Here is a 22,429-nt window from a genome sequence, read left to right as displayed (position 1 = left end):
GATACTGCTACCCAAACAGGTAGAAACCCGGCATATGGTGTCGTAATGGACAGCAATCGACTACTGGGCGACTTCCTCCGCGCCCGCCGAGAGGCCACAAGCCTTGAGGATGTGGGGCTACCGAGGACCGGCCAGCGCCGGACTCCGGGCCTCCGCCGGGAAGAGGTGGCGATGCTGGCCGGGGTCAGCACCGACTACTACATCCGACTGGAACAGGGGAGAGAGCGACGCCCGTCCGAGCAGGTGCTCGACGCCCTGTCCCGCGCGCTCGAATTGGACGCCCCCGCCACGGAACACCTGTATGAGCTGGCCCGCCCGCGCCCGCGCCGGCAAGCGTACCGCGTCGAGCAGGTGAGCCCCGGCCTGGCGCGGCTGCTGGACGGATGGCGGCACACGCCGGCGTTCATCAGCGACCGCTGGCTCAATGTGCTGGCCACGAACGCGATGGCGGACGTCCTCTACGCCGGGCTCGATCACCGGGACAACTTCCTGAGGCTGCTCTTCCTCGACCCCCAGGCCAAGCAGTTCTATCCGGACTGGGAGAAGTCGGCGCAGCTCAAGGTGGCGCTGCTGCGGGCCACCGCGGGGCGCGACCCGGACGATCCCGTACTGCCCGAGCTGGTCGACGAGCTGTGCGGCCGCAGCGAGGAGTTCGACCGCATGTGGGCCCGGCACGACGTGTCCCCTCGCAGGGACGAGCCGAAGCGGTTCCACCACCGCGACGTGGGCGAAATGATCGTCTCCTACGAGTCGTTCACCGTGGACAACGCTCCGGGGCAGCAGCTCGTCATCTTCCAGGCGGAGCCCGGAAGCCCGTCCGAGAGGGCGTTCGCTCTGCTCGCGGCCCAGGTGGAGGCCGAACGAGCGGACGTCATGGCCGACGTCCGCCGGGCTGTGGCGTCGGTTGGACGCCGGCACCTTTAGTGGTGAGCGGTGCCATCGCGGACCGGCATTACGGCCAGGTCGGCAAGATGTTCGCGCGCCTGCCGCGCCCGCGGTCGATCCGGGCCCGATACACGCTGGTCGCCGCGGCGCTCTCGCTGGTCTTCCTGGGTGTGGTGGGTGCGTATCTCGACGTGGTGACCCGCTACAAGGCCGAGACCGACGCCTATCGGGACACCGAGCACATCGCGACGCAGTGGAGCGCCGCGGCGCGGGCGGGGACGGTGCCGCGGACGATCCCCGTGAACTCCCGGGTCGAGCTCATCCAGGAGACCGACGCCGAGGGCAGGGTGATCGCCGCGAGCAAGGCCGTCCGGGGCATGCAACCGCTGACCCACGTGCGCCCGCCTCCTGACGACCGGTTCAAGAGCCGCCGCGAGTGCCAGACGAACGGGCGCTGCATCATGGTGATGGCGATCCGGGTGACTCCTGACGTGCACTCGCCGTACATCTACGCCGCCCTGTACGAACCCGCCCTGCTCGCAGGCCACCTGCTCGAAGTCGGGATCGCGGCCTGCGCCCTGCCCGTGCTGGGACTCGTCATCTGGATGACCTGGAGCCTGGTGGGCCGCACGCTGCGGCCGGTGGAGGACATCCGGTCCCGGATATCCGAGATCACCGTGAGCGACCTCAGCCTCCGCGTGCCCATGCCACCCGGCAGGGACGAGATCTCCATGCTGGCCAGCACCGCCAACGAGACGCTCGCCCGGCTCGAGGCAGCCGTGAAGCAGCAGCGGAGATTCGCCTCCGACGCCTCTCACGAGTTGCGCACGCCCATCGCCGGCCTGCGCGCCGGCCTGGAGGAGGCGCTGCTGTACCCGCGGGAGGTCGACTCGCACAAGGCGATCAGGTCCGCGCTGGTGACGACCGACCGGCTTGAGGCGATCATCAACGACCTGCTCGTGCTCGCCCGTCTGCGCGCCAGCGACCCCAAGCCGCCCGAAGTGATCGACCTCAGCGTCCTCGTGGGCGAGGTGGCCGGGGCGCGGGCCCGCCGTCCGCCCATCACCGTCGTCTGCCGGCCCGATGTGAAGGTGCGGGGCTCGCGCATCCAACTGCAGCGGCTCGTGGAGAACCTGCTCGTCAACGCCCAGCGGCACGCCGCCACGGCCGTGGCGGTGAGCATCTGCGCGGGAGGGGAACGGGCGGTGCTGCGGGTGACCGACGACGGGAACGGCATCGCCCCCGAGGACCGCGAGCGGGTCTTCGTCAGATTCGTCCGGCTTGACGAGGGCCGCCGCAAGGATCCCGGCGGCAGTGGTCTCGGCCTGGCCATCTCCCGGGAGATCGCGGAGACCCACGGCGGGACGCTCGTGATCGAAGACTCCCCTTTGGGCGCCTGTTTCGTTCTCCGGCTGCCGCTCGCCCGGCGCTGATCCCTTCCCCGCACTCTGTTCGCGGCGTTCCGGCCGAGACGTGCCCGTCTCGACGGCCGTGCCCGGAGACGGATCGGGCCGGACGGCGTGGACGCCGCCCGGCCCGGACTTCAGCTGTTGGAATTGCCGCTGTAGATGTGCGGACTCTCGGCCTTACCCAGCAGCCGGATGGTGATCTTGACGGCGGCCTGCTGCTCCGTAGCGACGTCTTCGTTCTGGGTCAGGGATTCGACAGGTTCCATCCACTTCCCTTCTCTCGCGCGCGGTTTCGTCGTCACGATGAGATCGTTCCCGCGGGCGCGGCGTTCGGCGCGCCCCGGGAGCAGGCGGGACAGTCGGGTGCGGCCAGAGGCCGCGTGTAGACATGCTGGTCCGGGGCGATCAGGTTCACCCCTGTCACGTACGACCCGGGATTCTCAGGGATCTTCGTCAGGAACGAGATGACGGCCTGGGCGGTGAGGTGGCCGGACACGCCGGCGGACGGCGCGATGACCCCGGGGCCGCCCAGGTCGACCGGGATGCCGGGCGCCAGAGAGGCGTCGATGTTGGCGGTGAGGCACTCGTAGCAGGGGCCGCCTGCGTCGAAGGCGGCCACGCTCACCAGCGGGCCGCTGTACCCCCCGAGCGCCCAGGGGACGCGGGCGGCCAAGCAGGCGCGGTTGGCCCACAGCCGGATTCCGCCACGGCCGCCGGGTTCGTCGGCGCACATGGCGACGGCGTCGAAGCCGCGTACGAGTTCCACCATGTCCTGATCGCGCTCGATCGCCCGGCTCTCGCCGGTGATCCGCACCCCGGAGTTGACCTCGCCGAGCCGGGCGACGGCCACCTCCACCTTGGGTCTGCCGATGTCGGACTCCCGGTAGAGCGCCTGCCGGGTGAGGTTCGACAGCTCCACCGTGTCGCGGTCGACGCAGTGGATCTCGCCGACGCCGCAGGCGGCCAGGGCCCAGGCCGTGTGGCTCCCGGTACCGCCCAGCCCGAGGACCAGCACGCGCGACCGCTTCAGCCGCAGCTGCGCGTCCCAGCTGCGGGCGCGCGGGGTGAGGTCGGTACGCCGGAAGAACGCGTGGTTTCGCGAGTATCTGTCCTGCTCGGCCTGGCTCAGCTCCTCGGGCGGCTGGTCGTCGGCGTCCTCGACGTATCCGGATTTGATCAGGAGGTCGACCACCCCGTCGGCGTCCGCCTCCGTCAGCCTCGGGAACAGGCGGCGCAGCCGGGCGGCGATCTCTCCCGGCGTCCTGGTGCCGTCCATCGCCCCGAGAGCCGCCCAGGCGTAGCCGTCCGGGTCGGTGATCTCCCCGGCGACGCCGTAGATGGACCCGCCGATGCGGATCCTGTCGTCTCCGAACTTGTGGGGGCGGTGCTCGGCTTTCACTCGCGGGAACCGCAAGGCGACCTCTTCGTGATCGGCGCCGGGAACTGACAGGTGCAAGAGTGCTGGTGGTAAATCCGCTATGTCAACCTTTGACGGCTATCCATGCGTGATGTTCCGTTGCACTGTCCCAAAGACGGCATGCGCCCGGCCCGGTGTCGGCGACGCCGATGATCGGCGCACTCGGATACTCCGGGAGGATAGGGATATGGCGCACTACAGCAGGCTCTACAAGGTCGTGATCGATGTGCCGGAGGGCGATCACGACAAGGAACTGATGTTCTGGCAGCAGGCGACCGGTCAGACGATGATTCCCCTCGAGCGGTACCCGGAGTATCACGGCGCCGTCCTGCACGATGACGTCTTCGCCATGCTCGTCCAGCGGCTCGGCACAGGCTCCGCGCGCGTCCACCTCGACATCCACACCGACGACCTGGAAGCGGAGGTCGCCCGGCTGGAGGCCCTCGGCGCCCGGCGGCTGCCGCTGGTGAACGACCACTGGTACGTCATGGAGGACCCCGCCGGGCTGCCCTTCTGCGTCATCCCCCAACCTCCGGGCTCTCTGAACGACAGCAACGCCCAACGCTGGGACGACTGACGCTGTGACGATGTCCGAATTGAGGTTGGGGGCGTTCTGATTACCTGGCCCGGGCGTCGCCGGCCCAGTCGAGCAGCGTCTCCGCGGTGTCGAACCGGCGGCCGGAGTTCTCCTCACCGAGGATCACGCCGATGAACCTGTGCCCGTCCCGGTCCGCGGCGAAGGTCAGGCAGAAGCCCGCGGCCTGGGTGAACCCGGTCTTCACGCCGATCGCCCCCGGCTGGCCGAGCATCTCGTTGGTGTTGGTCCAGTTGTACTCCGGGTGGTCCCCGGTGGCCGGCGCCGTGTAGTGCCGGGTCGAGGTGACCTTGCGGAACGTCGGGTCGCTCAGCGCCGCCGCCGCGAGCCGCGCCTGGTCCCGCGCCGTGGAGTAGCCGTCACCGTGGGGTGTGGGCAGGCCGTCGGGGTTGACGTAGTGAGTGTCGTTCAGGCCGAGCTGCTTGGCGGTCGCGTTCATCTTCGCGACGAAGGCGTCCACTCCGGGGCCGTACGTGCGGGCCAGGGCGTGGGCGGCGTCCGCGCCTGAGGGAAGCATCAGGCCGTAGAGGAGGTCGCCGACCGGGACGCGGTCGCCTCCCCGGAGGTCCGCGGTCGTGCCGCCGCCGTCGTTCGCGTACTGCACGTCCTGCGCCTTGACGGTGACCTTGTCGGTCAGCTTCGCTTCCTTCAGCACGATGTACGCCGTCATGACCTTGGTGATGCTTGCGATCGGCATGCGCTCACCCGCGTTCTTGGCCAGGAGCTCCTTCCCGCTCGTCGCGTCGAGCAGGTAGTCGGCGTTTCCGTAGACCGGTGGCGCCGCCACCACGCGTGCGGGCGCGGCCGCGAAGGCGACCGGCTCGGCGAGGGCGGGTGTGGAAATCCCAATGAGCAGGGCAAAGGCGGCAATGAGCATTGCCGAGAAGTGTTTCCTGCTGAACATGCGGTTCAGGCTGCCATGACGTTTCGCCATCCTTTTCCTGATTTACGGAAAAAAACGGCAAAAGAAATGGAAAGTCGATGATTCTTGCGTTATGTGGGACGAGTGGGCAGTGAGGTGCGCACCATGCGCGTTGTCACGAGCCACCACAGCACCAGTTGTAACAGAGCCAGCGCCACCGCGAAGGGCGGCAGCGTCCATGCCCCGACGCCCTGCGCGATCGCCCCGGCCAGCCACGGGAACACGGCGCCGCCGACCACGGACACGCCGTTCAGGAGCCCGATCGCGGTGGGGACCAGCCGGGCGGTGGTCAGCCGCGGCGCCACGGCCATCGTGGTCGGGAAGATCGGGCCCAGGCAGAAGCCGAGGAGCGCGAAGGTCACGGTGGCGGCGGCGGGAGCGGGCACGGCCCAGACCAGCAGGCCGCACACGGTGATCCCGGTCAGGCAGGCGAACGTCATGCCCGTGTCGGTCAGGCCGAGACGGGCCGCCAAGGGGCTGATCACCAGACGGCCGAGAGCCAGCCCGAGCCAGTAGCCGGACACGGTGTATCCGGCCAGCAGGTCTCCGTGTCCGCGCTCGTCCACCAGGAAGCTGAACCCCCAGTTGCCCACGCTGATCTCCAGGCCGACGTAGACGGCGAGGAACACCGCGCCAAGCAGCACGGCCGGTTCCCGCGACGCCGTGGCCAGCAGACCGGGGCCGGGCTCCCGGGCGGCCCGCGCGGCCCGGCTCTCCCGCGCCGGGAGCAGCAGGTGGAATCCGGCCGTGAGCGGCAGGCAGGTCAGGGCCAGGACCAGCCACACCACCGTCCACGGCTGGTGCTCGAGGATCCAGGCGGCCAGCACCGGTCCGAGGAGAGCGCCCACGCCGAAGAACGCGTGCAGCCGGTTGAGCAGGGTCGTCGCGCCCGGCAGGTCGGTCAGATAGACGTTGAGCGCCGATTCGAGGATGCCCGTGCCATATCCGGCGGCCACCTGGATCGCCACCAGGGCCAGGAACGGCGGCCGGCCGGCGGTGACGAGTCCGGCCACGACGAACGCGCCTCCGCCCACGGACATGGTCGTCCGGAGGCCCAAGCGCTCGATCAGCGGTCCCGCGGTCGAACCGGCCAGCATGAATCCGGCGGAGAAGGCGAAGAAGGTGGTCCCGACCGTGGCCTTGTCGAGGCCGTAGTCGCGGATCTGCGCGGGGAGCAGCACGCCGCCCACCCCGGCGTTCAACCCGACGAGGACGAACGCGGCGTACGCGAGGGCGACAGGCGCCCACGACCGGTGCCGGAGAGCGGACACGCGACCTCCCGAGGTTCGAGCGGCCTCGCGGTCTGGTCCCGAGAGGCCGGGCCCGGGGGAGCCGCCGGCCGTGCGTCGCGTGATCGTCGCGGACGCGGCGTCATGCTACTTCAGGTCCCGCTCGCCGGACGAGCCCCGGCCCCGGGGTCGTCGTCCGAAGCGGGTAGCCACACCGGGACGCCGGCCGGCGGAGGCGGTCCCGGAAACCGGATAAAGAAGGGTTAAGCAAATTCGCTTAACGGGTTTTTAGTGCCGCCGGTTTAGCAATATGCCATGAAGAAAAAGCGCGCTCTCGTCGTCGCGCTCGCGGCGACCCCATTTCTGCTCGCGGCGTGCGGTGGCCGTGCGGGCGGCCCCGCTGTCGCCTCCCCCGGAGGAGGCGCGGCCGCGTCGGGCGATCCCGCCAAATACGCCTCGTGCCTGCGTGACCACGGGCTCACCGTCGTGCAGAACGACAACGAGCTGAGCGTACGGGGATCCGACCCGGAGACCGGCCGGAAAGCGGAGGAGGCGTGCAAGCGGTACGCGCCGGTCCTGCCCGGTCTTTCCGCGGACGAAAAGAAGAAGATGCTCGATCGGGCCCTCCGGTACGCCGCCTGCGTGCGCAAGCACGGGATGGACATGCCCGACCCGCAGCTGGACTCCAGGGGCGGAGTGAGGATCACGGCACCGGACGGCGTGGGCAAGGATTCGCCGGCGTTTCAGGCGGCGCAGAAGGCGTGTCAGGCCCTTCTCGCCCCGGATCAGCGGTGAGCCGCCGGGCCAGGGCCCTGCCGGCCGTCGCCACGGTGGTCTCGGCGGTGGCTGTCACCACGGTCGTGGTCGGCGGCGGGGTCACGGCGATCGTCGCGAACCGGCAGGCGGAGGTCCCGGCGGACGCGAACCGGCGTCCACCCGCGACCGCGGAGATCACCCGCTCCGACCTGGTGGACAGCAGGCAGGTCGGCGGCACACTCGGCTATCCGGGGCGGCGGGTTCTGCCCAACTTCGCCACGGGCATCGTGACGAGGACGCGGGCCGAAGGATCGGTCGTCCACAGGGGACAGTGGCTGTACGAGGTCGAGCGGCGTCCCGTCATCCTCATGTACGGATCGATCCCGATGTACCGGCGCCTCCTGCCCGGCACCCGCGGAGCGGACGTCGAGCAGCTCGAACGCAACCTCAGAGCGCTCGGCTACGACCCCGGCCCGGTGGATCCCGACTACACGTGGCGCACGGCGAGAGCCGTGCGGAAGTGGCAGGACGACAACCGGTTGAGCGCGACGGGCGCCGTGGACTCGGCGCAGATCGTCGTCGCCTCGGCCGCGCTCCGGATCGCAGCCGACACCGCGGTGAAGGGCGACGTCGCGGGCCGGTCCGTGATCACGACCACGGGCACCCGGCGGACCGTCCACATAGAGCTCCCGGCGTCGTACCAGCAGTTCGCCCGCAAGGGGGCGGCGGTGACCGTGGAACTGCCGGACGGCCGCACGGTGAAGGGCCGGATCTCGGCGGTCGGCGCGACCGCCACCGTCGCGGCCGGCAAGGACGCTCAGGCGACGATCGACGTCGAGGCGGTCGTGACGGGCCGGCTGGGCCGGCTCGACCAGGCGCCGGTGTCGGTCCTCCTGCGGACAGAACGGCACAGGAACGTGCTCTCCGTGCCGATCGAGGCGCTGCTCGCGCTCCGGGAGGGGGGATACGGCGTGCGCGTCGTGAACGGCACGACGACCCGGGTGGTCTCCGTGAAGACCGGCCTGTACGCGCTGAGCCGGGTCGAGATATCCGGCCCCGGCCTCGGCGAGGGCATGAGAGTCGAGGTGCCCGAGGGATGAACACGGATCTGGTGATCGAGTTGACCGCCGTTACCAAGGAATATCCCGGGGGCGTGAGCGCGCTGCGCGGCGTCGGCCTGCGAGTGGCGGCCGGCGAGATGATCGCGATCGTCGGTCCGTCGGGGTCGGGCAAGTCCACCCTGCTGCACCTGATCGGCACGCTCGACCACCCGACGGGCGGCGTGGTCCGCATCGCGGGCCACGACGTGGCGGCACTGGGCGACCGCGAGCTGTCGGCGCTGCGCGCTCGCCGGATCGGGTTCGTGTTCCAGCGGTTCCACCTGGCCGAGGGGGTGTCGGCGCTGGACAACGTGGCCGACGGGCTGCTCTACGCCGGGGTGTCCCGCCGGGAACGCCGGGAACGAGCCGGCCTGGCGCTCACTCGGGTGGGCCTCGAACATCGGCTCGGCCATCGGCCGAACGAGCTGTCCGGCGGAGAGCGGCAGCGGGTGGCGGTGGCCCGCGCCGTGGTGGGCGATCCGTCGCTGCTGCTGGCCGACGAGCCCACCGGCAACCTCGACACCGCCTCGGGAAACGAGGTGCTGTCGATCCTGCGGGATCTCAACGCGACGGGCACCACCGTGGCGATCATCACGCATGACGGCGATGTGGCGGACGCGGCTCCCCGCCGGATCCGGCTACGCGACGGCCGCGTGGTCGCCGACGAGTCGTCCGGCCACGACCTCGCGGGGCGCGTACGGCCGGGCGGCGGAAGGGCGGGCGGCGATGAGTGACCGGGCCGCCGTGCCGTACGAGAGGGGACGGCGGGGTCGTGACGCGGGCGGGCGAGAACGGCTCACGCCGGCGCGGTTGAGCACGGGCGACGTGGCGCGGCTGGGTGCGCAGGGCCTGCGCACCCGCTCCACCCGGGTGATCCTTTCCGCGCTGGGGATCGCGATCGGCATCGCGACCATGGTCGCCGTGCTGGGCGTGTCGTCCTCCAGTCAGGCCCGGCTGCTGGGGGAGCTCGACCGGCTCGGCACCAACATGCTGACCGTCGGCGCCGGTCAGCAGATCTTGGGTGGGGAGTCCAAGTTGCCGAAGCGGGCGATGACGATGATCCGCGCGATGGACCCGATCCAGATGGCCGGTCAGACCGGGGACACCGGTGTTCCGATCTTCCGCAACGATCGGATTCCCAGCACCCACACGGGCGGTCTCCAGGTGCGCGCCGCCTCCCTGGACCTGCCGCGCACCCTGCAGACCACCATCCGGGCCGGAGCCTGGCTGAACGAGTTCACCGCCGGGCAGCGGGCGGTGGTGCTGGGCGCGACGGCGGCGGAGCGTCTCGGCGTAACGGCCGGGGACGCGGTGTGGATCGACGGTCAGTGGTGGACGGTGGTGGGTGTGCTGCGCGAATCGCCGCTCGCCGAGGAGATCGACGTGTCGGCCCTCGTCGGCTTCCCCGCCGCCGGCGCGTTCCTCGGCTTCGACGGGTTCCCCACGACGATCTATGTCAGATGCGTGGACGCGTACGTCGCCGACATCCGCGGGGTGCTTCCCCGCACCGCCAACCCGGAGCATCCGGAGGAGGTGACCGTGAGCCGCCCGTCCGACGTGCTCGCGGCGAGGACCGCCGTCGCGGGGGCCTTCACCAATCTGCTGCTCGGCGTCGGTGGGGTCGCGCTGCTCGTGGGCGGCGTCGGCGTGGCCAACACCATGGTCATCTCGGTGCTGGAACGGCGGCACGAGATCGGCCTGCGCCGCTCTCTCGGTGCCACTCGCGGCCAGATCCGGATCCAGTTCCTGGCGGAGTCACTGCTCCTCACCGGGATGGGCGGGATCGGCGGAGGGCTGCTCGGCGCGCTCGCCACGTACGGCTACGCCCTCTGGCGGGACCTGCCGTCGGTGGTGCCACTGTGGGTGCTCGGCGGCGGACTCGCGGCGGCGCTTGCGGTCGGCGTGGTCGCCGGCATCTACCCGGCCGCGCGAGCGGCTCGGATGCCGCCCACGGCGGCTCTGTCCACGACGTAAGCGTCCGTACGTTGGGTTTCTTGGGAGCATTGGGCCATGCGTGTGCTGGTTGCGGAGGATGAGCGGGTCCTGGCCGACATCGTGGCGACCGGACTCCGCAAGGAGAAGATGGCGGTGGACGTCGTCTACGACGGCGACGCGGCGCTGGAACGGGCGATGGCCAACGACTACGACGTGATCGTGCTCGACCGGGACCTGCCGAAGATCCACGGAGACGAGGTGTGCCGGTTGCTCGCCGAGGAGCGGCTTCCGGCGCGGATCATCATGCTCACCGCGGCCGGGGATCTGCGCTCGAAGGTGGAGGGGCTGTCGATCGGCGCCGACGACTACCTGGCCAAGCCGTTCGACTTCCCGGAACTGGTCGCCCGGCTACGGGCGCTGGCGCGCCGGGTGCCGACCCGGACGCCCCCCGTCCTGAACCGTGCGGGGATCACGCTCGACCCCGCGCGGCACCAGGTCTTCCGGGACGGGCGCTACGTCGCGCTCAGTCCCAAGGAGTTCGCCGTGCTGGAGGTCCTGATGCGCGCGGAGGGCGCCGTGGTCAGCGCCGAGAATCTGCTGGAGAAGGCATGGGACGAGAACATCAACTACTTCACCAACTCGGTCCGGGTGACCGTGGGGACGCTGCGGCGGAAGCTCGGACACCCTCCGGTGATCGAGACGGTCACCGGAGCCGGCTATCGGCTCTGAGCGGCGGGCGCCTGCCGGTCAGATGGCGGCTGACCGCGGTGTACGGCAGCCTGTGCTTCCTCGCCGCCGGGCTCCTCCTGGTGGTCAACTTCTTCGTCGTCTCCGGGATCGTCAACCAGTCCTTCACCGAGTCCCTCGCCGAGCAGGGCCGGTTCGACGTCGGCGGCATGTCCGCCGAGGCGGTGCGACGCGTACTCTCCCACCAGTTCGCCGCCCAGGTGGACGCCTACCGGCAGAGTGTGATCACCTCGACCCTGTCGTGGTCGATTCTGGCAGCCGTGATCGTCGGTCTGGCCGGTCTGGCCGTGGGCTGGGTCGTCGCGCGGCGGGCTCTGGCGCCCCTCCAGCGGGTCACCGAGACCGCGCGCAGGCTGTCCGACAGCACGCTCCACCGCAGGATCTGGATGGAGGGACCGCAGGACGAGATCAAGGAGCTCGCCGACACCTTCGACTCCATGCTCGAACGACTCGACCGTGCCTTCGACGGGCAGCGCCGGTTCGTCGCCAACGCTTCGCACGAGCTCAAGACCCCTCTCGCGATCAACCGCGCGCTGCTCCAGGTGGCGTTCGCCGACGACGCGCTTCCGGCGCCGCTACGGCCGGTGCGCGACGAGTTGCTGGCCGGGAACGTCCGTCAGGAGCGCCTCATCGAGGGCCTCCTCACGCTGGCCAGGACCGAGCGTGAGCTGACCGAACGCGACCGGGCGGACCTGGCCGCGCTCGTCCGCGCCACGCTCGCCCGCTACCCGGCGACGGAGGCCGATCTCCGCCCCGCCTTCGCCGTGGGCGACGCTGTGCTGATGGAGCATGTGATCACGAATCTCGTGGACAACGCGTTCAAGTACAACGACGAGCGCGCGACGGTCTCCGTACGCACCGGGACGGATCCCGGCGGATCGTTCATCACGGTGGAGAACACCGGCCTGGAGATCGCGCCCGCGCTGGTGGAGGGCCTGTTCGAGCCGTTCCGCCGCCTGGACGCCGACCGCACCGGCTCGATGGCCGGAGCGGGACTCGGATTGTCCATCGTGCGGGCCGTCGCCCGCGCCCACGGCGGGAGTGCCGAGGCCGCCCCCCGGAATGGCGGCGGTCTCACCGTGACGGTGCGGTTTCCCCGCTATTCGGCGGATTGAAATCGATCCCGCCGGTGACCTGAACGTTTCACTTCAGAAGCCTCCGTGCTATATCGCTTCTGTCCTCGGGAGAGGTCCGTGCACGGGTGTCGTGGTCGGCCGAATCCCTGGTGAGGGGCGCCGAAGGGAAGTCCGCGCACGAATTAATCCTATGTCTACGTTGATTGGTGGGCTTATTTACGGCTTTGACAGGGGGCAAACCGGCTCTAACGTCGGATCTCTGACGCGTCGGACTGTCATGGTCGTCATCGATACTCTTCGGGAGACAGCGTGCCCCCCACCATGGCGTCGGCATTTCGCAGACGCACCGCGCTCGCCGGTAGTGCCTTACTCACCGGAGCCCTTCTCACGATTCCGAGCCTGACCGGCTCCGCCTCCGCGGCTCCCACGACCTACCAGCCGACCTGGGCGTCGGTGGACCAGCATCCGGCCGCGCCGGAGTGGTTCCAGGACGCCAAGTTCGGCATCTACTTCCACTGGGGCGCCTTCGCCACAGCGGCCTACGGCAGCGAGTGGTACCCGCGGAACATGTACGTCGGCGGCTCCAACGAGAACAATCACCACAAGAGCGTCTACGGCGACCCGTCTGTGTGGCCGTACAACAACTTCATCGACGGGGCCCGGGACAAGGCCGGCAACTGGGTGCAGTTCGCGCCGAAGCTGAAGTCGGCCGGTGGCAACTTCGACCCGAACGAGTGGGCGCAGTTGTTCGCCGACTCCGGCGCGAAATTCGCCGGGCCGGTGGCCGAGCACCACGACGGGTTCTCGATGTGGAACAGCTCGGTGAACGAGTGGAACTCGGCCGCCAAGGGGCCGAAACTCGACCTGCTGCAACTGTTCGCCGACGCCATCCGGGCCAAGAACCTGAAGCTGCTGGTGTCGATGCACCACGCCTACAACTTCACCGGTTACTACGATCATGTGCCCACCCAGTCGTCCAACTCCTTGAAGAAGCTGTACGGGCAGCTGGGGACGACAGCCGAAGAGCAGCTCTGGTACGACAAGCTGAAGGAGGTCGTGGACAAGGTCCAGCCCGACATCCTCTGGCAGGACTTCAACCTCAGCCGCATCAGCGAGTCGAAGCGGCTGAACTTCCTGTCGTACTACTACAACCAGGCCAATTCCTGGGGCAAGGAGGTCGTGGCCACCTACAAGGACGGCTTCGACAACAAGGGAGAGGTGTACGACTACGAGCGCGGCGGCCCGGCCGGCATCCAGTACCCGTACTGGCTGACCGACGACGCCATCAGCGCCTCCAGCTGGTCCTACACCAACGGGATCTCCTACTACAGCGCGCCCGCCATGCTGCACGCGCTGATCGACCGGGTGAGCAAGAACGGCAACATGCTGCTGAACATCTCCCCGATGATCGACGGGACCATCCCGCAGGGTCAGAAGGACGTGCTGAACGCCATCGGCACCTACCTCAAGCGCAACGGTGAGTCGATCTACTCCACGCGCGCCTGGAGCACGTACGGGGAGGGCCCGACGAAGATGGGCGGCGGGTCGTTCACCACGCCGCGGGCCGGTACCGCCCAGGACATCCGCTACACCCGCAGCAAGGACAACACCGTGCTGTACGCGACGGTGCTCGGCTGGCCCGGCAACGGGGCGAGCCTCAACCTCGCCTCGCTGGCCAACGGGAAGGTCAACCTGTCCAACCTGAGCAGGGTCGAGATGATCGGCAACACCGCCGGCACCTACATCAACCTGCCCAACCGCAACCAGGACGGGAGCGGCCTGCACATCACGCTGCCCAACCAGCCCTACTCCGCCCTCGCCTACGTCGTGAAGCTCACCTTCAACGGCCAGATCGGTTCGACCGGCACGCCGTCGCCGAGCGCGAGCCCGAGTGTGTCTCCGTCATCGTCCCCGTCGGCTTCGCCGTCGGTGTCTCCGTCGGTGTCTCCGTCGGTGTCTCCGTCGGTTCCGGTGACGGGTGCGTGTTCGGCGACGATTGAGACGACGAACTCATGGCCGGGTGGGTTCCAGTCGAATGTGACGGTCCGGGCGGGCGGTTCGGCGGTCAACGGCTGGACGGTGAAGTGGACGTGGCCAAGCGGTCAGACGATCAGCAGTCTGTGGAACGGCACGCAGAGCGTGTCCGGTTCGTCGGTGACGGTCCGCAACGCCGACTACAACGGGTCGATCGCGGCGGGCGGGTCGACGACGTTCGGCTTCACCGCCAGCGGCACCGCGGCGACCCCCACCGCCACCTGCACCAGCCCCTGACCTATCGGACGAGGCGGAGGTGACATCGGGCCGGGGGCCCGCACGCGCGGGCCCCCGGCCGACGTCCGATCAGTTCTCGCTGTCGAGCGTGGCCATGAGCGGGGCGGCGTACCGCGAACCGGCCGCGGCTCCCGCCGGAACGGCGGCCTCGATCTCGGCGACGACGTCCTCGTCGAGGGTGAGGGCCACCGCCGCGAGTGACTCCGTCAGCCGGTCGCGGCGGCGGGCGCCCACCAGCGGGACGATGTCGTCGCCCCGCGCCGCGACCCACGCGATGGCGACCTGGCTCGTGGTCGCGCCGATCCGCTCGGCGATCCTGGAGAGGGCGCCGACCAGACGCAGGTTCGCCTCCAGGTTCTCGCCCTGGAAGCGGGGGCTGTTGGCGCGGAAGTCGCCGGCGGCCAGCTCTCTCTCGGGCGTCCAGTGGCCGCTGAGCAGACCGCGGGAGAGCACGCCGTACGCGGTGAGACCGATGCCGAGCTCGCGCAGGGCCGGGATGATGGCGTTCTCGGGGCCGCGGGAGACCAGGGAGTACTCGATCTGCAGGTCGCTGATCGGCGCCACCGCGGCCGCCCGGCGCAGCGTTTCCGGCCCGACCTCCGACAGGCCGATGTGCCGGATGTATCCGGCCTGCCGCATCTCCAGCAGCGCGCCCACCGTCTCCTCGATCGGGATCTCCCGGTTCAGCCGCGCGGGACGGTAGATGTCGATGTAGTCGGTGCCGAGGCGGCGCAGCGAGTACGCCAGCCGGTCCTTCACCGCCGCGGGCGACACGTCATAGGGGACCGGCTGGAACGCGCCGTCGGGCGTGCGCCGCGACCCGAACTTCACGCTGATCACGACGTCCTCGCGGCGGCGCTCCCTGAGCGCCCGCCCGATCAGCATCTCGTTGTGGCCGGAGCCGTAGAAGTCGCCGGTGTCGATGAGGTTGACGCCCGCGTCGATGGCGGCGTGCAGCGTCGCGACGCTCTCCTGCTCGTCGGCGGGACCGTAGAGGTCGGACATGCCCATGGCGCCGAGGCCGATGGCCGAGACCTCGGGGCCGTCGGTGCCGAGCTTGCGGGTGGGGATGGTGGCCACGCGTTCTCCTTGCCTGCTGACTCCGGCCGACGGGGGCATGGGCGCGGCGGAACCGGCCGGCGCTCCCACCGGGAGGCGATGTGATCGATGACCACTGAACCACAGCATCACTGATAACGCAACATCGATCACGGATATCCGTTATCGTTGCTCACGTGGACGACAAGGCCATGGATCACAAGACCATGGATGACAAGGCCGTGGAGAGCCCGCGGGAGCGCATCCTCCGCGCCGCGATGGCGCTCCTCGACGAGCAGGGCAGAGACGCGGTGTCGACCCGGGCGGTGAGCGCGGCGGCCGGAGTGCAGGCGCAGACCATCTACCGGCAGTTCGGCGACATGCAGGGGCTGCTCGACGCTGTGGTGCGCCGGGGCTTCGCCGACTACCTCGCCGAGAAGACCGCCCGCGAGCCGATGGACGACCCGGTCGAGGAGCTCCGTGTCGGCTGGGACCGTAACGTCGACTTCGGCATGGCCCACCAGGCGATGTACGCGCTCATGTACGGAAACCCGCGGCCGGGAGGCGCCTGGGCCGTGGCCGGAGACGTGCACGAGGCCCTGCGGAGGACCGTCCGCCGCGTCGCGGGGGCCGGTCGGCTGTGCATGAGCGTCGACGCCGCCGCAGAGATGGTCCACTCCGCCGGGTCGGGCGTGGTGCTCGCCCTCATCGCCGCGGGAGCCGACCCCGCGACCGCCTCGCGCTCGGTGATGTCCATCGGCGTCCGCGACGCCGTCCTCGACGCGATCACGATAGGCCCCGTCGAACACGCTCCGGCCGCCCACGGCGCGAGCACGGCAGCCGCGCGCGCCGTGGCGCTCAGGGCCGTCCTCCCGGACGTCGCCGATCGCTTCAGCCGCGGTGAGCTGTGCCTGCTGGAGGAACTGCTCGACCGCATCAGCCTGCCGCGGGCGCCGGAGCCGCCTCAGTAGACGGACGCCTCGATGGACGCCACCCCCAGGCGGGGGTCACTCAGTAGACGTCGCGGACATAACGTTTGGCCGCGGCCAGGCTCTTGACGTACTCGGCGGCCCCCTCGGGCTTCAGGCCGCCGTGGGTGACGGCGATCTCCTGGAGGGCCTGGTCGACGTCCTTGGCCATCCGGCTCGCGTCGCCGCAGACGTAGAGATGGGCGCCGTCCTGCAACCACGCCCACAGCTTGACGCCGTGTTCCCGCATGCGGTCCTGCACGTAGACCTTCGAGCGCTGGTCGCGGGAGAAGGCCACATCGAGGCGGGTCAGCATGCCGTCGCGCCGCATGGTCTCCAGTTCGTCGCGGTAGTAGAAGTCCGTCGCCCGCCGTTGCTCGCCGAAGAACAGCCAGTTGCGGCCCCGGTGTCCGAGCGCCCTGCGCTCGTCGAGGAAGCCCAGGAAGGGCGCGATCCCGGTGCCCGGCCCGATCATCACCATCGGGGTCGCCGGGTCGGCCGGAGGACGGAAATGGCTCGTGCGCTGGACGAACACCGGCACCCCCACGTCCCCGGCGCCGTCGGCCAGATAGGTGGAGCACGTTCCCTTCCGCACGGTCCCGCGAGGGTTGGGGAACCGGACGACGGACACCGTGAGACGCACCTCGTGGGGGCTGACCAGAGGGCTGGAGGAGATGGAGTAGAGCCGGGCTTGCAGGCGCTTCAGGACGCCGGCCCACTCCTGGGCGGTGGCCCGGACGGCGAGCTCGCCGACGACGTCCACGGCTTGGCGGCCCCACGTCCATTTCTCCAGCTCACCCTTGTTGCCGGGACGGAGGAAGCGGGTGAGGTCGCGGTCGCGGGTGCGTTCCGCGACGAAGCGCAGCAGGCCCGGCGTGATCTTGGTGATGTCGAGATGGCGGTGCAGGGCCACGCCGAACGGAAGGGCGCCGAGCCCGGCGATCTCCACCTCGTCCGCCGGATCGAGCCCGGTCACCGCCAGCCACTCGGCGACCAGCCCGGGGTCGTTCACCGGCAGCACGCCCAGCGCGTCCCCGGCCCGGTAGGTGAGTTCTCCGGCGGTGTCGAACGTGAACTGCCGCACCTCCTTGGCCGAGCCGGGCAGGCTGAGCAGCCGGTTGCCGGTCAACGTGGCGGTGAAGGGAGAGTCCTTGCCGGAGCCGGGGGACGCCGTCAGCTCACCGGTGACCGCGAGTTCGCCGGACGCGCCCCCGGCGGTCGTACCCTCAGCGGTCAAGTCGCCGCTGCTCGTGCCTCCGCTGCCCGGGTCCACGCCGTACGTGCCCCCGACGGGCCCGTCCGGTCCAGGCGCCGAGGCGGGGGCCGTGTCGCCGAGCGTGGTCAGCATCCCGTCCAGCCAGCTCAGCGCCGCCTGCTGATCGTCGGGCTCGCAGTCGACGCGTGGGCTCATCCGCAGGGCGCCGAGCTCCTCCAGGCGCGCATCGAGCCTGCGCCCGTGACCGCAGAAATCGTCGTAGCTGGAGTCGCCGAAGGCGAGCACGGCGTAACGCACCCCGTCGAGGCGCGGCGCCTCCGGATCGGCGAGCGCGTCCCAGAACGCGGTGCCGTTGTCGGGTGCCTCCCCGTCGCCGAAGGTGCTGGAGATGACGAGCAGGTCGGCGTCGCGGGGGAGGGCGGCCGGGGTGCAGTCGTCCATGCTCACCAGCCGGGCGTTGCGGCCCGTCTCCGTGAGGCGGCGGGCGGCGACGGAGGCGAAGTCCTCGGCGTTCCCGGTCTGGGAGGCCCACAGGACGACGATCTCCCGTACCTCCACCGCGGCCTCGTCCGCGGAGCCCGGCGCGTCCGCCGGTCTGTTCGCCGGCCCGGGCGGCGGCGACAGGGGGGCGGCGAGGCGGGAGAACGCCCCGGCCAGCGCTCCGTTGATCCACAGCGCGTGGGCGGGGTCGAGCGGGGTCTGCTCCGGCAGGACCGGTACGGCCGTGCCCGCGGACGCCGTGCCGCCGAGGGCGGACAGAAAGCCGGACAGGTAACGGCGCTCGTGGTCGGCGAGCACCGGCGGGGCGAGATCCGTGAGGCCGAGCAGACCCGCCAGCGCGGCGACGGGCCCGGCAGGCCCGGAGAGGGGGCCGGAGCGCACCGGTACGGCGGACTCCCCACCGGTCTCCCCACGGGGGTCAGGACCGGGCCCGGTCTCGGTGACGGCGGTCGGCGGCGCGACGGCGGCGGACGGCTCGGGGGCGATCCTCGCGAGGGAGACCGCGCACACCTTGAGCTCCGGCTGGAACGAGATGGGATCCACGGCGTCGCTGGTCACGGCGTTGACGCTGAGGTACTCGCCGAACAGGTCGTTCCAGTGGAACGGCGCGAAGCAGTTGCCGGGCATGACGCGGTCGGTGAGGACCGCGGGGAGCACGGCCCGGCCGCGGCGGGAGGAGACGGCCACCAGGTCGCCCTCGGCGATCCCGAGCCCCGCGGCGTCCCCGGGGTGGATCTCGATGAACGGCCCGGGGTTGAGCTTGTTGAGCTTCGCGACCTTGCCGGTCTTGGTCAGCGTGTGCCACTGGTGCTGGAGGCGGCCGGTGTTGAGGACGTACGGGAAGGCGTCGTCGGGCAGTTCCGCGGCGGGCAGGTGCGGCCGGGGGAAGAAGACGGCCCGTCCGCTCGGGGTGGCGAAGGACAGGCGCGGGCGGCTGCCGTCCGGCAGGGTGCGGGGCGTCTGGCTGCCGCCGTCGTTGAGGTAGCGGATCGGGTTGCGCTCGCCACCGCCCGGCGCGCTCGGCCACTGGACGGGTGTCTCGCGCAGCCGGTCGTAGGTCACGCCGCGCAGGTCGTATCCGGTCGCCGGGTTCCACGCCTGCTTGATCTCCTCGAACACCTCCTCGGCGCTCTCGTAGGAGAAGGCGTCGGCGAATCCCATCTCGCGGGCGACCCGGGCGATGATCAGCCAGTCCGGCAGGGCCTGTCCTGCGGGCTCGACGGCCTGCCGGAGCAGGGTCAGGTTCCGCTCGGAGTTGATCATCACGCCCTCGGTCTCGGCCCACATGGCGGCGGGCAGGACCACGTCGGCGTACGCGTTGGTCTCGGTGGCGGCGTAGGCGTCCTGGGTGACGACGAACTCGGCGGCCTCCAGGCCCTCGATGACGGTCCTGCGGTTGCCGACGCTGGCCACGGGGTTGGTGCAGATGATCCAGCACGCCTTGATGTGGCCCTCGGCCATCCGGGAGAACATGTCGACGGTGCCCTGGCCGGCCTCGGCGCGCAGCGTGCCGGGCGGGATCCGCCACAGGTCCTCGACGAAGCGGCGGTCGTCCTCCACGAGCACCGAGCGCTGTCCGGGCAAACCGGGACCCATGTAGCCCATCTCGCGCCCGCCCATGGCGTTGGGCTGGCCGGTGAGGGAGAAGGGGCCGCTGCCGGGCCGGCAGATCGCGCCGGTGGCCAGGTGCAGGTTGCACAGCGCGTTGGTGTTCCAGGTGCCGTGGGTGCTCTGGTTGAGCCCCATCGTCCAGCAGCTCATCCACTCCCCGGCCTCGCCGATCCACCGCGCGGCCGTGCGCAGGTCGGCCTCGGGGATGCCGGTGATGGCGGCCACCTTGTCCGGCGGGTAGTCCCGCAGGAAGTCCGGCATGGCGTCCCAGCCATCGGTGTGCCGGGCGATGAACTCGTGGTCGATGTGACCGCCCTCGACCAGCAGGTGGAGTAACCCGTTGAGCAGGGCCAGGTCCGTACCGGGATTGATCCGCAGGAACAGGTCGGCCTTGTCGGCCGTGGCGGTGCGGCGGGGGTCGACGACGATGAGCTTCGCGCCGGCCTTCACCCGGTCCATCAGCCGCAGGAACAGGATGGGGTGACAGTCGGCCATGTTCGAGCCGATGACGAAGAACAGGTCGGCGTGGTCGAAGTCTTCGTAGGAGCCGGGCGGCCCGTCGGACCCGAGCGACGTCTTGTAGCCGCTGCCCGCGCTGGCCATGCACAGCCGGGAGTTCGACTCGATCTGGTTGGTGCCGACGAAGCCCTTCGCGAGCTTGTTGGCCAGATACTGCGCCTCCAGCGTCATCTGCCCCGACACGTAGAACGACAGCGCGTCGGGCCCGTGCTCGTCGAGGATCCGGCGCAGGGTCCGGGCGGTCGCCGTGATCGCCTCGTCGACGTCCGCGGGGGCGGGTTCGGCGCCGCGGGCGGCCCTGACGAGCGCGGTCTCCAGCCGGCCGGGCGCGGCGAGCATGTCGGCGCCGGTGGCGCCCTTGGTGCACAGTCGCCCGGCGTTGGCGGGGTGGCTCTTGTCTCCGGACGCCTTGACGACCCTGCGCCGTCCGTTCGCGTCGTCCGCCACATCGAGGACGATTCCGCAGCCGACGCCGCAGTAGGAGCAGACGGTTTTCACACGTGTGGCGGACTTCGGGTCTGACGTCGTCATCGGCCCTTCTCCTGAGCGGGGGCACGGCGGCGTCCACCGAGTAGCGGGGAGGTGCCACGGCCGCAGCGGGCGGATCTGGATCCAACGACGGAAAAGTAAGAAAAAGACGTTACGCGCGCGTCACAAAGTGCCGCGCCCCACTGTTACAAGCTCATCACCGGCGTTGTCAGACGGCCACGCGGAGTCCGCGGCGGGCGCTCCCGTCAGGCTCCGATCACGCGCGTACGACGCCGCCGACGACCGTCGTCACGACCTTGCGAACGGCCTCGGCGTCCGGCGGGGTGCCGGTCCGGTCGGCGAAGAGCAGGTGCGCGGAACCGATCAGGGCGGGCGCGAGGCCGTCGATGTCAACCTCCGCCGCGATACGGCCGAGATCGCGCTCCGCGGCGAGATAGGCGGCGATCATGTCGCACGCCTCCGTCAGCACCGGGACGCCGGCCGGCCAGGTCCGGCGCAGCCGGGCGCGAAGCTCGTCCCGGAACGTGACCAGGGCGACGACCGCCACCGCGACCGACCCGAACAGGGCCGTCAGCGCGTCCGCGAGGTTGCCGACGACGGTGCCGGCCCCGGCGGACTCGCGCAGAGCGGCGGCCTGGGGGCTCATCCGCTCGACCCGGTCCAGCACGAACTCGGCGAGGAACGCGTCGAAGTCGTCGAAGTGCCGGTGGAGGACGCCCTTGGCGCAGCCCGCCTCGGTGGTCACGGCCCGGCTGGTCAGCGCGCTCGGCCCGTCCCTGAGCAGGATGCGGTCGGCGGCGTCGAAGAGCTGCTCGCGCACGTCGCGGATGGCTACTCCCGTAGGCACCGTGCGTCATCCTCCGTCTCACCCGTTGCCCGAGTGGGCATGTGCCCACTAGGGTGGGCACATGCCCACTCTGCCCCCTGGGGAGGCGCGCTCCTCTGCGACCGCGTCTCGTGAGACTCATCATGCCCGAGAGATAGCGGAGTCGTTCGGCGTCGACGCCGAACGCTACGACCGGGCCAGGCCCGCCTATCCCGGCGCCCTGGTGGACCGGCTTGTCGCCGCGAGCCCCGGCCGCGACGTCCTCGACGTCGGCTGCGGCACCGGCATCGAGGCCCGGCAGCTCCGCGACGCCGGCTGCCGGGTGCTCGGCGTCGAGCCGGACGCGCGGATGGCCGCCTTCGCCCGCCGTACGGGGATCGAGGTCGAGGTGGCCACGTTCGAAGCCTGGGACGCCGCCGGCCGGACGTTCGACGCGGTCGTCGCCGGCACGTCCTGGCACTGGGTCGACCCGGTCGCGGGTGCGGCCAAGGCGGCCCAGGTGCTGCGTCCCGGGGGCCTGCTGGCCGCGTTCTGGCACGTCGCCCAGCCTCCGGCCGAGGTGGCGGACGCCTTGGTCACCGCCTATCAGCGGGCGGTGCCCGACTCGCCGTTCGACCTCGGGGCGGCGGCGAGCCCCCTGGACGCCTACCAGGCGATGATGGACAAGGCCGCCGGCGGGATGCGGGAGGCGGGCGGTTTCGGCGGGCCGGAGCAGTGGCGGTTCGACTGGGAGCACACCTACACGCGGGACGCGTGGCTCGACCAGATGCCCACGCTGGGCTCTCTCACCCGGGTCCCGGCCGACCGGCAGGCGGAGGTGCTCGACGCCGTCGGGGCGGCCGTCGACGCGATGGGGGGCGCGTTCGTGATGCGCTACGCCACCGTCGCCGTCACCGGCGCGCGACGCTGAACGGCCGGT

General features: G+C 70.6%; 19 protein-coding genes. 12 read left to right on the top strand and 7 right to left on the bottom strand.

What is annotated here, in order from left to right; genetic code table 11:
• Positions 1-45 precede the first annotated feature (45 nt).
• Positions 46-924 (top strand): helix-turn-helix transcriptional regulator, encoded by an 879-nt coding sequence (locus JOL79_RS27020; protein ID WP_210158703.1) that lies wholly within the window; start codon positions 46-48, stop codon positions 922-924.
• A gap of 2 nt (positions 925-926) precedes the next feature.
• The gene (locus JOL79_RS35620) at positions 927-2,318 is read left to right on the top strand and encodes a sensor histidine kinase (protein WP_210158702.1); all 1,392 of its coding nucleotides are present in this window, start codon (positions 927-929) and stop codon (positions 2,316-2,318) included.
• Positions 2,319-2,428: 110 nt separating this feature from the next.
• Here the strand turns inward: JOL79_RS35620 and JOL79_RS27010 are convergent, their stop codons facing one another.
• Together JOL79_RS27010 and JOL79_RS27005 are read right to left on the bottom strand one after the other, a co-directional pair.
• On the bottom strand, positions 2,429-2,596 hold the full coding sequence (locus JOL79_RS27010; RefSeq protein WP_210158701.1) for a hypothetical protein: 168 nt from the start codon (positions 2,594-2,596) through the stop codon (positions 2,429-2,431).
• Positions 2,593-3,708, bottom strand: a complete 1,116-nt coding sequence (locus JOL79_RS27005; RefSeq protein ID WP_230985550.1) for a ThiF family adenylyltransferase — start codon at positions 3,706-3,708, stop codon at positions 2,593-2,595. Before JOL79_RS27005 ends, JOL79_RS27010 begins: the two co-directional genes overlap by 4 nt.
• A 190-nt stretch (positions 3,709-3,898) precedes the next feature.
• Here JOL79_RS27005 and JOL79_RS27000 point away from each other — a divergent pair, with 190 nt between their 5' ends.
• The gene (locus tag JOL79_RS27000) at positions 3,899-4,288 is read left to right on the top strand and encodes a VOC family protein (protein ID WP_210158700.1); all 390 of its coding nucleotides are present in this window, start codon (positions 3,899-3,901) and stop codon (positions 4,286-4,288) included.
• A 40-nt stretch (positions 4,289-4,328) separates the two neighbouring features.
• Here the strand turns inward: JOL79_RS27000 and JOL79_RS26995 are convergent, their stop codons facing one another.
• Together JOL79_RS26995 and JOL79_RS26990 are read right to left on the bottom strand one after the other, a co-directional pair.
• Positions 4,329-5,210: a D-alanyl-D-alanine carboxypeptidase family protein gene (locus JOL79_RS26995; RefSeq protein WP_230985549.1), complete on the bottom strand. Its 882-nt coding sequence runs from the start codon at positions 5,208-5,210 to the stop codon at positions 4,329-4,331.
• Positions 5,211-5,299: 89 nt separating this feature from the next.
• Positions 5,300-6,499: an MFS transporter gene (locus JOL79_RS26990; RefSeq protein WP_210158699.1), complete on the bottom strand. Its 1,200-nt coding sequence runs from the start codon at positions 6,497-6,499 to the stop codon at positions 5,300-5,302.
• A gap of 273 nt (positions 6,500-6,772) precedes the next feature.
• Here JOL79_RS26990 and JOL79_RS26985 point away from each other — a divergent pair, with 273 nt between their 5' ends.
• The 7 genes from JOL79_RS26985 to JOL79_RS26955 all read left to right on the top strand — a co-directional run bounded on the left by JOL79_RS26985 (position 6,773) and on the right by JOL79_RS26955 (position 14,342).
• Positions 6,773-7,252: a hypothetical protein gene (locus JOL79_RS26985; RefSeq protein ID WP_210158698.1), complete on the top strand. Its 480-nt coding sequence runs from the start codon at positions 6,773-6,775 to the stop codon at positions 7,250-7,252.
• Entirely contained in the window at positions 7,249-8,313 is a 1,065-nt protein-coding gene (locus JOL79_RS26980; protein ID WP_210158697.1) for a peptidoglycan-binding protein, read from the top strand. The genes JOL79_RS26985 and JOL79_RS26980 overlap by 4 nt, the downstream gene beginning before the upstream one ends.
• Complete coding sequence (locus JOL79_RS26975) at positions 8,310-9,047, top strand: ABC transporter ATP-binding protein (protein ID WP_210158696.1); 738 nt, start codon at positions 8,310-8,312, stop codon at positions 9,045-9,047. The genes JOL79_RS26980 and JOL79_RS26975 overlap by 4 nt, the downstream gene beginning before the upstream one ends.
• Positions 9,040-10,287 (top strand): ABC transporter permease, encoded by a 1,248-nt coding sequence (locus JOL79_RS26970; RefSeq protein ID WP_210158695.1) that lies wholly within the window; start codon positions 9,040-9,042, stop codon positions 10,285-10,287. Before JOL79_RS26975 ends, JOL79_RS26970 begins: the two co-directional genes overlap by 8 nt.
• A 36-nt stretch (positions 10,288-10,323) precedes the next feature.
• Positions 10,324-10,977 carry a response regulator transcription factor gene (locus JOL79_RS26965; RefSeq protein WP_210158694.1) on the top strand — a complete coding sequence of 218 codons (654 nt, stop codon included), beginning with the start codon at positions 10,324-10,326 and terminating at the stop codon, positions 10,975-10,977.
• Positions 10,978-11,015: 38 nt separating this feature from the next.
• Positions 11,016-12,110 (top strand): sensor histidine kinase, encoded by a 1,095-nt coding sequence (locus JOL79_RS26960; RefSeq protein ID WP_210158693.1) that lies wholly within the window; start codon positions 11,016-11,018, stop codon positions 12,108-12,110.
• A 270-nt stretch (positions 12,111-12,380) separates the two neighbouring features.
• A complete protein-coding gene (locus JOL79_RS26955) occupies positions 12,381-14,342 on the top strand; it encodes an alpha-L-fucosidase (protein ID WP_210158692.1) in 1,962 nt (653 codons plus the stop codon).
• A 69-nt stretch (positions 14,343-14,411) separates the two neighbouring features.
• On the opposite strand, the gene JOL79_RS26950 is transcribed toward JOL79_RS26955, so the two are convergent.
• On the bottom strand, positions 14,412-15,422 hold the full coding sequence (locus tag JOL79_RS26950) for an aldo/keto reductase (RefSeq protein WP_307848752.1): 1,011 nt from the start codon (positions 15,420-15,422) through the stop codon (positions 14,412-14,414).
• Between the two features lie 155 nt (positions 15,423-15,577).
• Between JOL79_RS26950 and JOL79_RS26945 the strand changes: the two genes are divergently transcribed.
• Positions 15,578-16,351 carry a TetR/AcrR family transcriptional regulator gene (locus JOL79_RS26945; protein ID WP_307848751.1) on the top strand — a complete coding sequence of 258 codons (774 nt, stop codon included), beginning with the start codon at positions 15,578-15,580 and terminating at the stop codon, positions 16,349-16,351.
• A gap of 40 nt (positions 16,352-16,391) precedes the next feature.
• Here the strand turns inward: JOL79_RS26945 and JOL79_RS26940 are convergent, their stop codons facing one another.
• On the bottom strand, positions 16,392-20,726 hold the full coding sequence (locus tag JOL79_RS26940; RefSeq protein WP_210158691.1) for a bifunctional nitrate reductase/sulfite reductase flavoprotein subunit alpha: 4,335 nt from the start codon (positions 20,724-20,726) through the stop codon (positions 16,392-16,394).
• 214 nt (positions 20,727-20,940) lie between these two features.
• Positions 20,941-21,531: a TetR/AcrR family transcriptional regulator gene (locus tag JOL79_RS26935; RefSeq protein WP_210158690.1), complete on the bottom strand. Its 591-nt coding sequence runs from the start codon at positions 21,529-21,531 to the stop codon at positions 20,941-20,943.
• 61 nt (positions 21,532-21,592) lie between these two features.
• Here JOL79_RS26935 and JOL79_RS26930 point away from each other — a divergent pair, with 61 nt between their 5' ends.
• Positions 21,593-22,420, top strand: a complete 828-nt coding sequence (locus tag JOL79_RS26930; protein ID WP_210158689.1) for a class I SAM-dependent methyltransferase — start codon at positions 21,593-21,595, stop codon at positions 22,418-22,420.
• The last annotated feature ends 9 nt before the right edge of the window (positions 22,421-22,429 follow it).

The organism is Microbispora oryzae (genome assembly GCF_017896165.1).
Lineage (GTDB): Bacteria > Actinomycetota > Actinomycetes > Streptosporangiales > Streptosporangiaceae > Microbispora > Microbispora oryzae.
Note: the sequence above shows the minus strand (reverse complement) of the source record. Positions and strands in the feature narration are given on the sequence as shown.

What these genes read in the sequence shown, in the direction of transcription:
- JOL79_RS26965 (WP_210158694.1), top strand. Translation starts at nt 10,324, where the DNA reads ATGCGTGTGCTGGTTGCGGAGGATGAGCGGGTCCTGGCCGACATCGTG.
- JOL79_RS26985 (WP_210158698.1), top strand. Translation starts at nt 6,773, where the DNA reads ATGAAGAAAAAGCGCGCTCTCGTCGTCGCGCTCGCGGCGACCCCATTT.
- JOL79_RS27020 (WP_210158703.1), top strand. Translation starts at nt 46, where the DNA reads ATGGACAGCAATCGACTACTGGGCGACTTCCTCCGCGCCCGCCGAGAG.
- JOL79_RS26995 (WP_230985549.1), bottom strand. Translation starts at nt 5,210, where the DNA reads ATGTTCAGCAGGAAACACTTCTCGGCAATGCTCATTGCCGCCTTTGCC.
- JOL79_RS26940 (WP_210158691.1), bottom strand. Translation starts at nt 20,726, where the DNA reads ATGACGACGTCAGACCCGAAGTCCGCCACACGTGTGAAAACCGTCTGC.
- JOL79_RS27000 (WP_210158700.1), top strand. Translation starts at nt 3,899, where the DNA reads ATGGCGCACTACAGCAGGCTCTACAAGGTCGTGATCGATGTGCCGGAG.
- JOL79_RS26970 (WP_210158695.1), top strand. Translation starts at nt 9,040, where the DNA reads ATGAGTGACCGGGCCGCCGTGCCGTACGAGAGGGGACGGCGGGGTCGT.
- JOL79_RS26975 (WP_210158696.1), top strand. Translation starts at nt 8,310, where the DNA reads ATGAACACGGATCTGGTGATCGAGTTGACCGCCGTTACCAAGGAATAT.
- JOL79_RS26930 (WP_210158689.1), top strand. Translation starts at nt 21,593, where the DNA reads ATGCCCACTCTGCCCCCTGGGGAGGCGCGCTCCTCTGCGACCGCGTCT.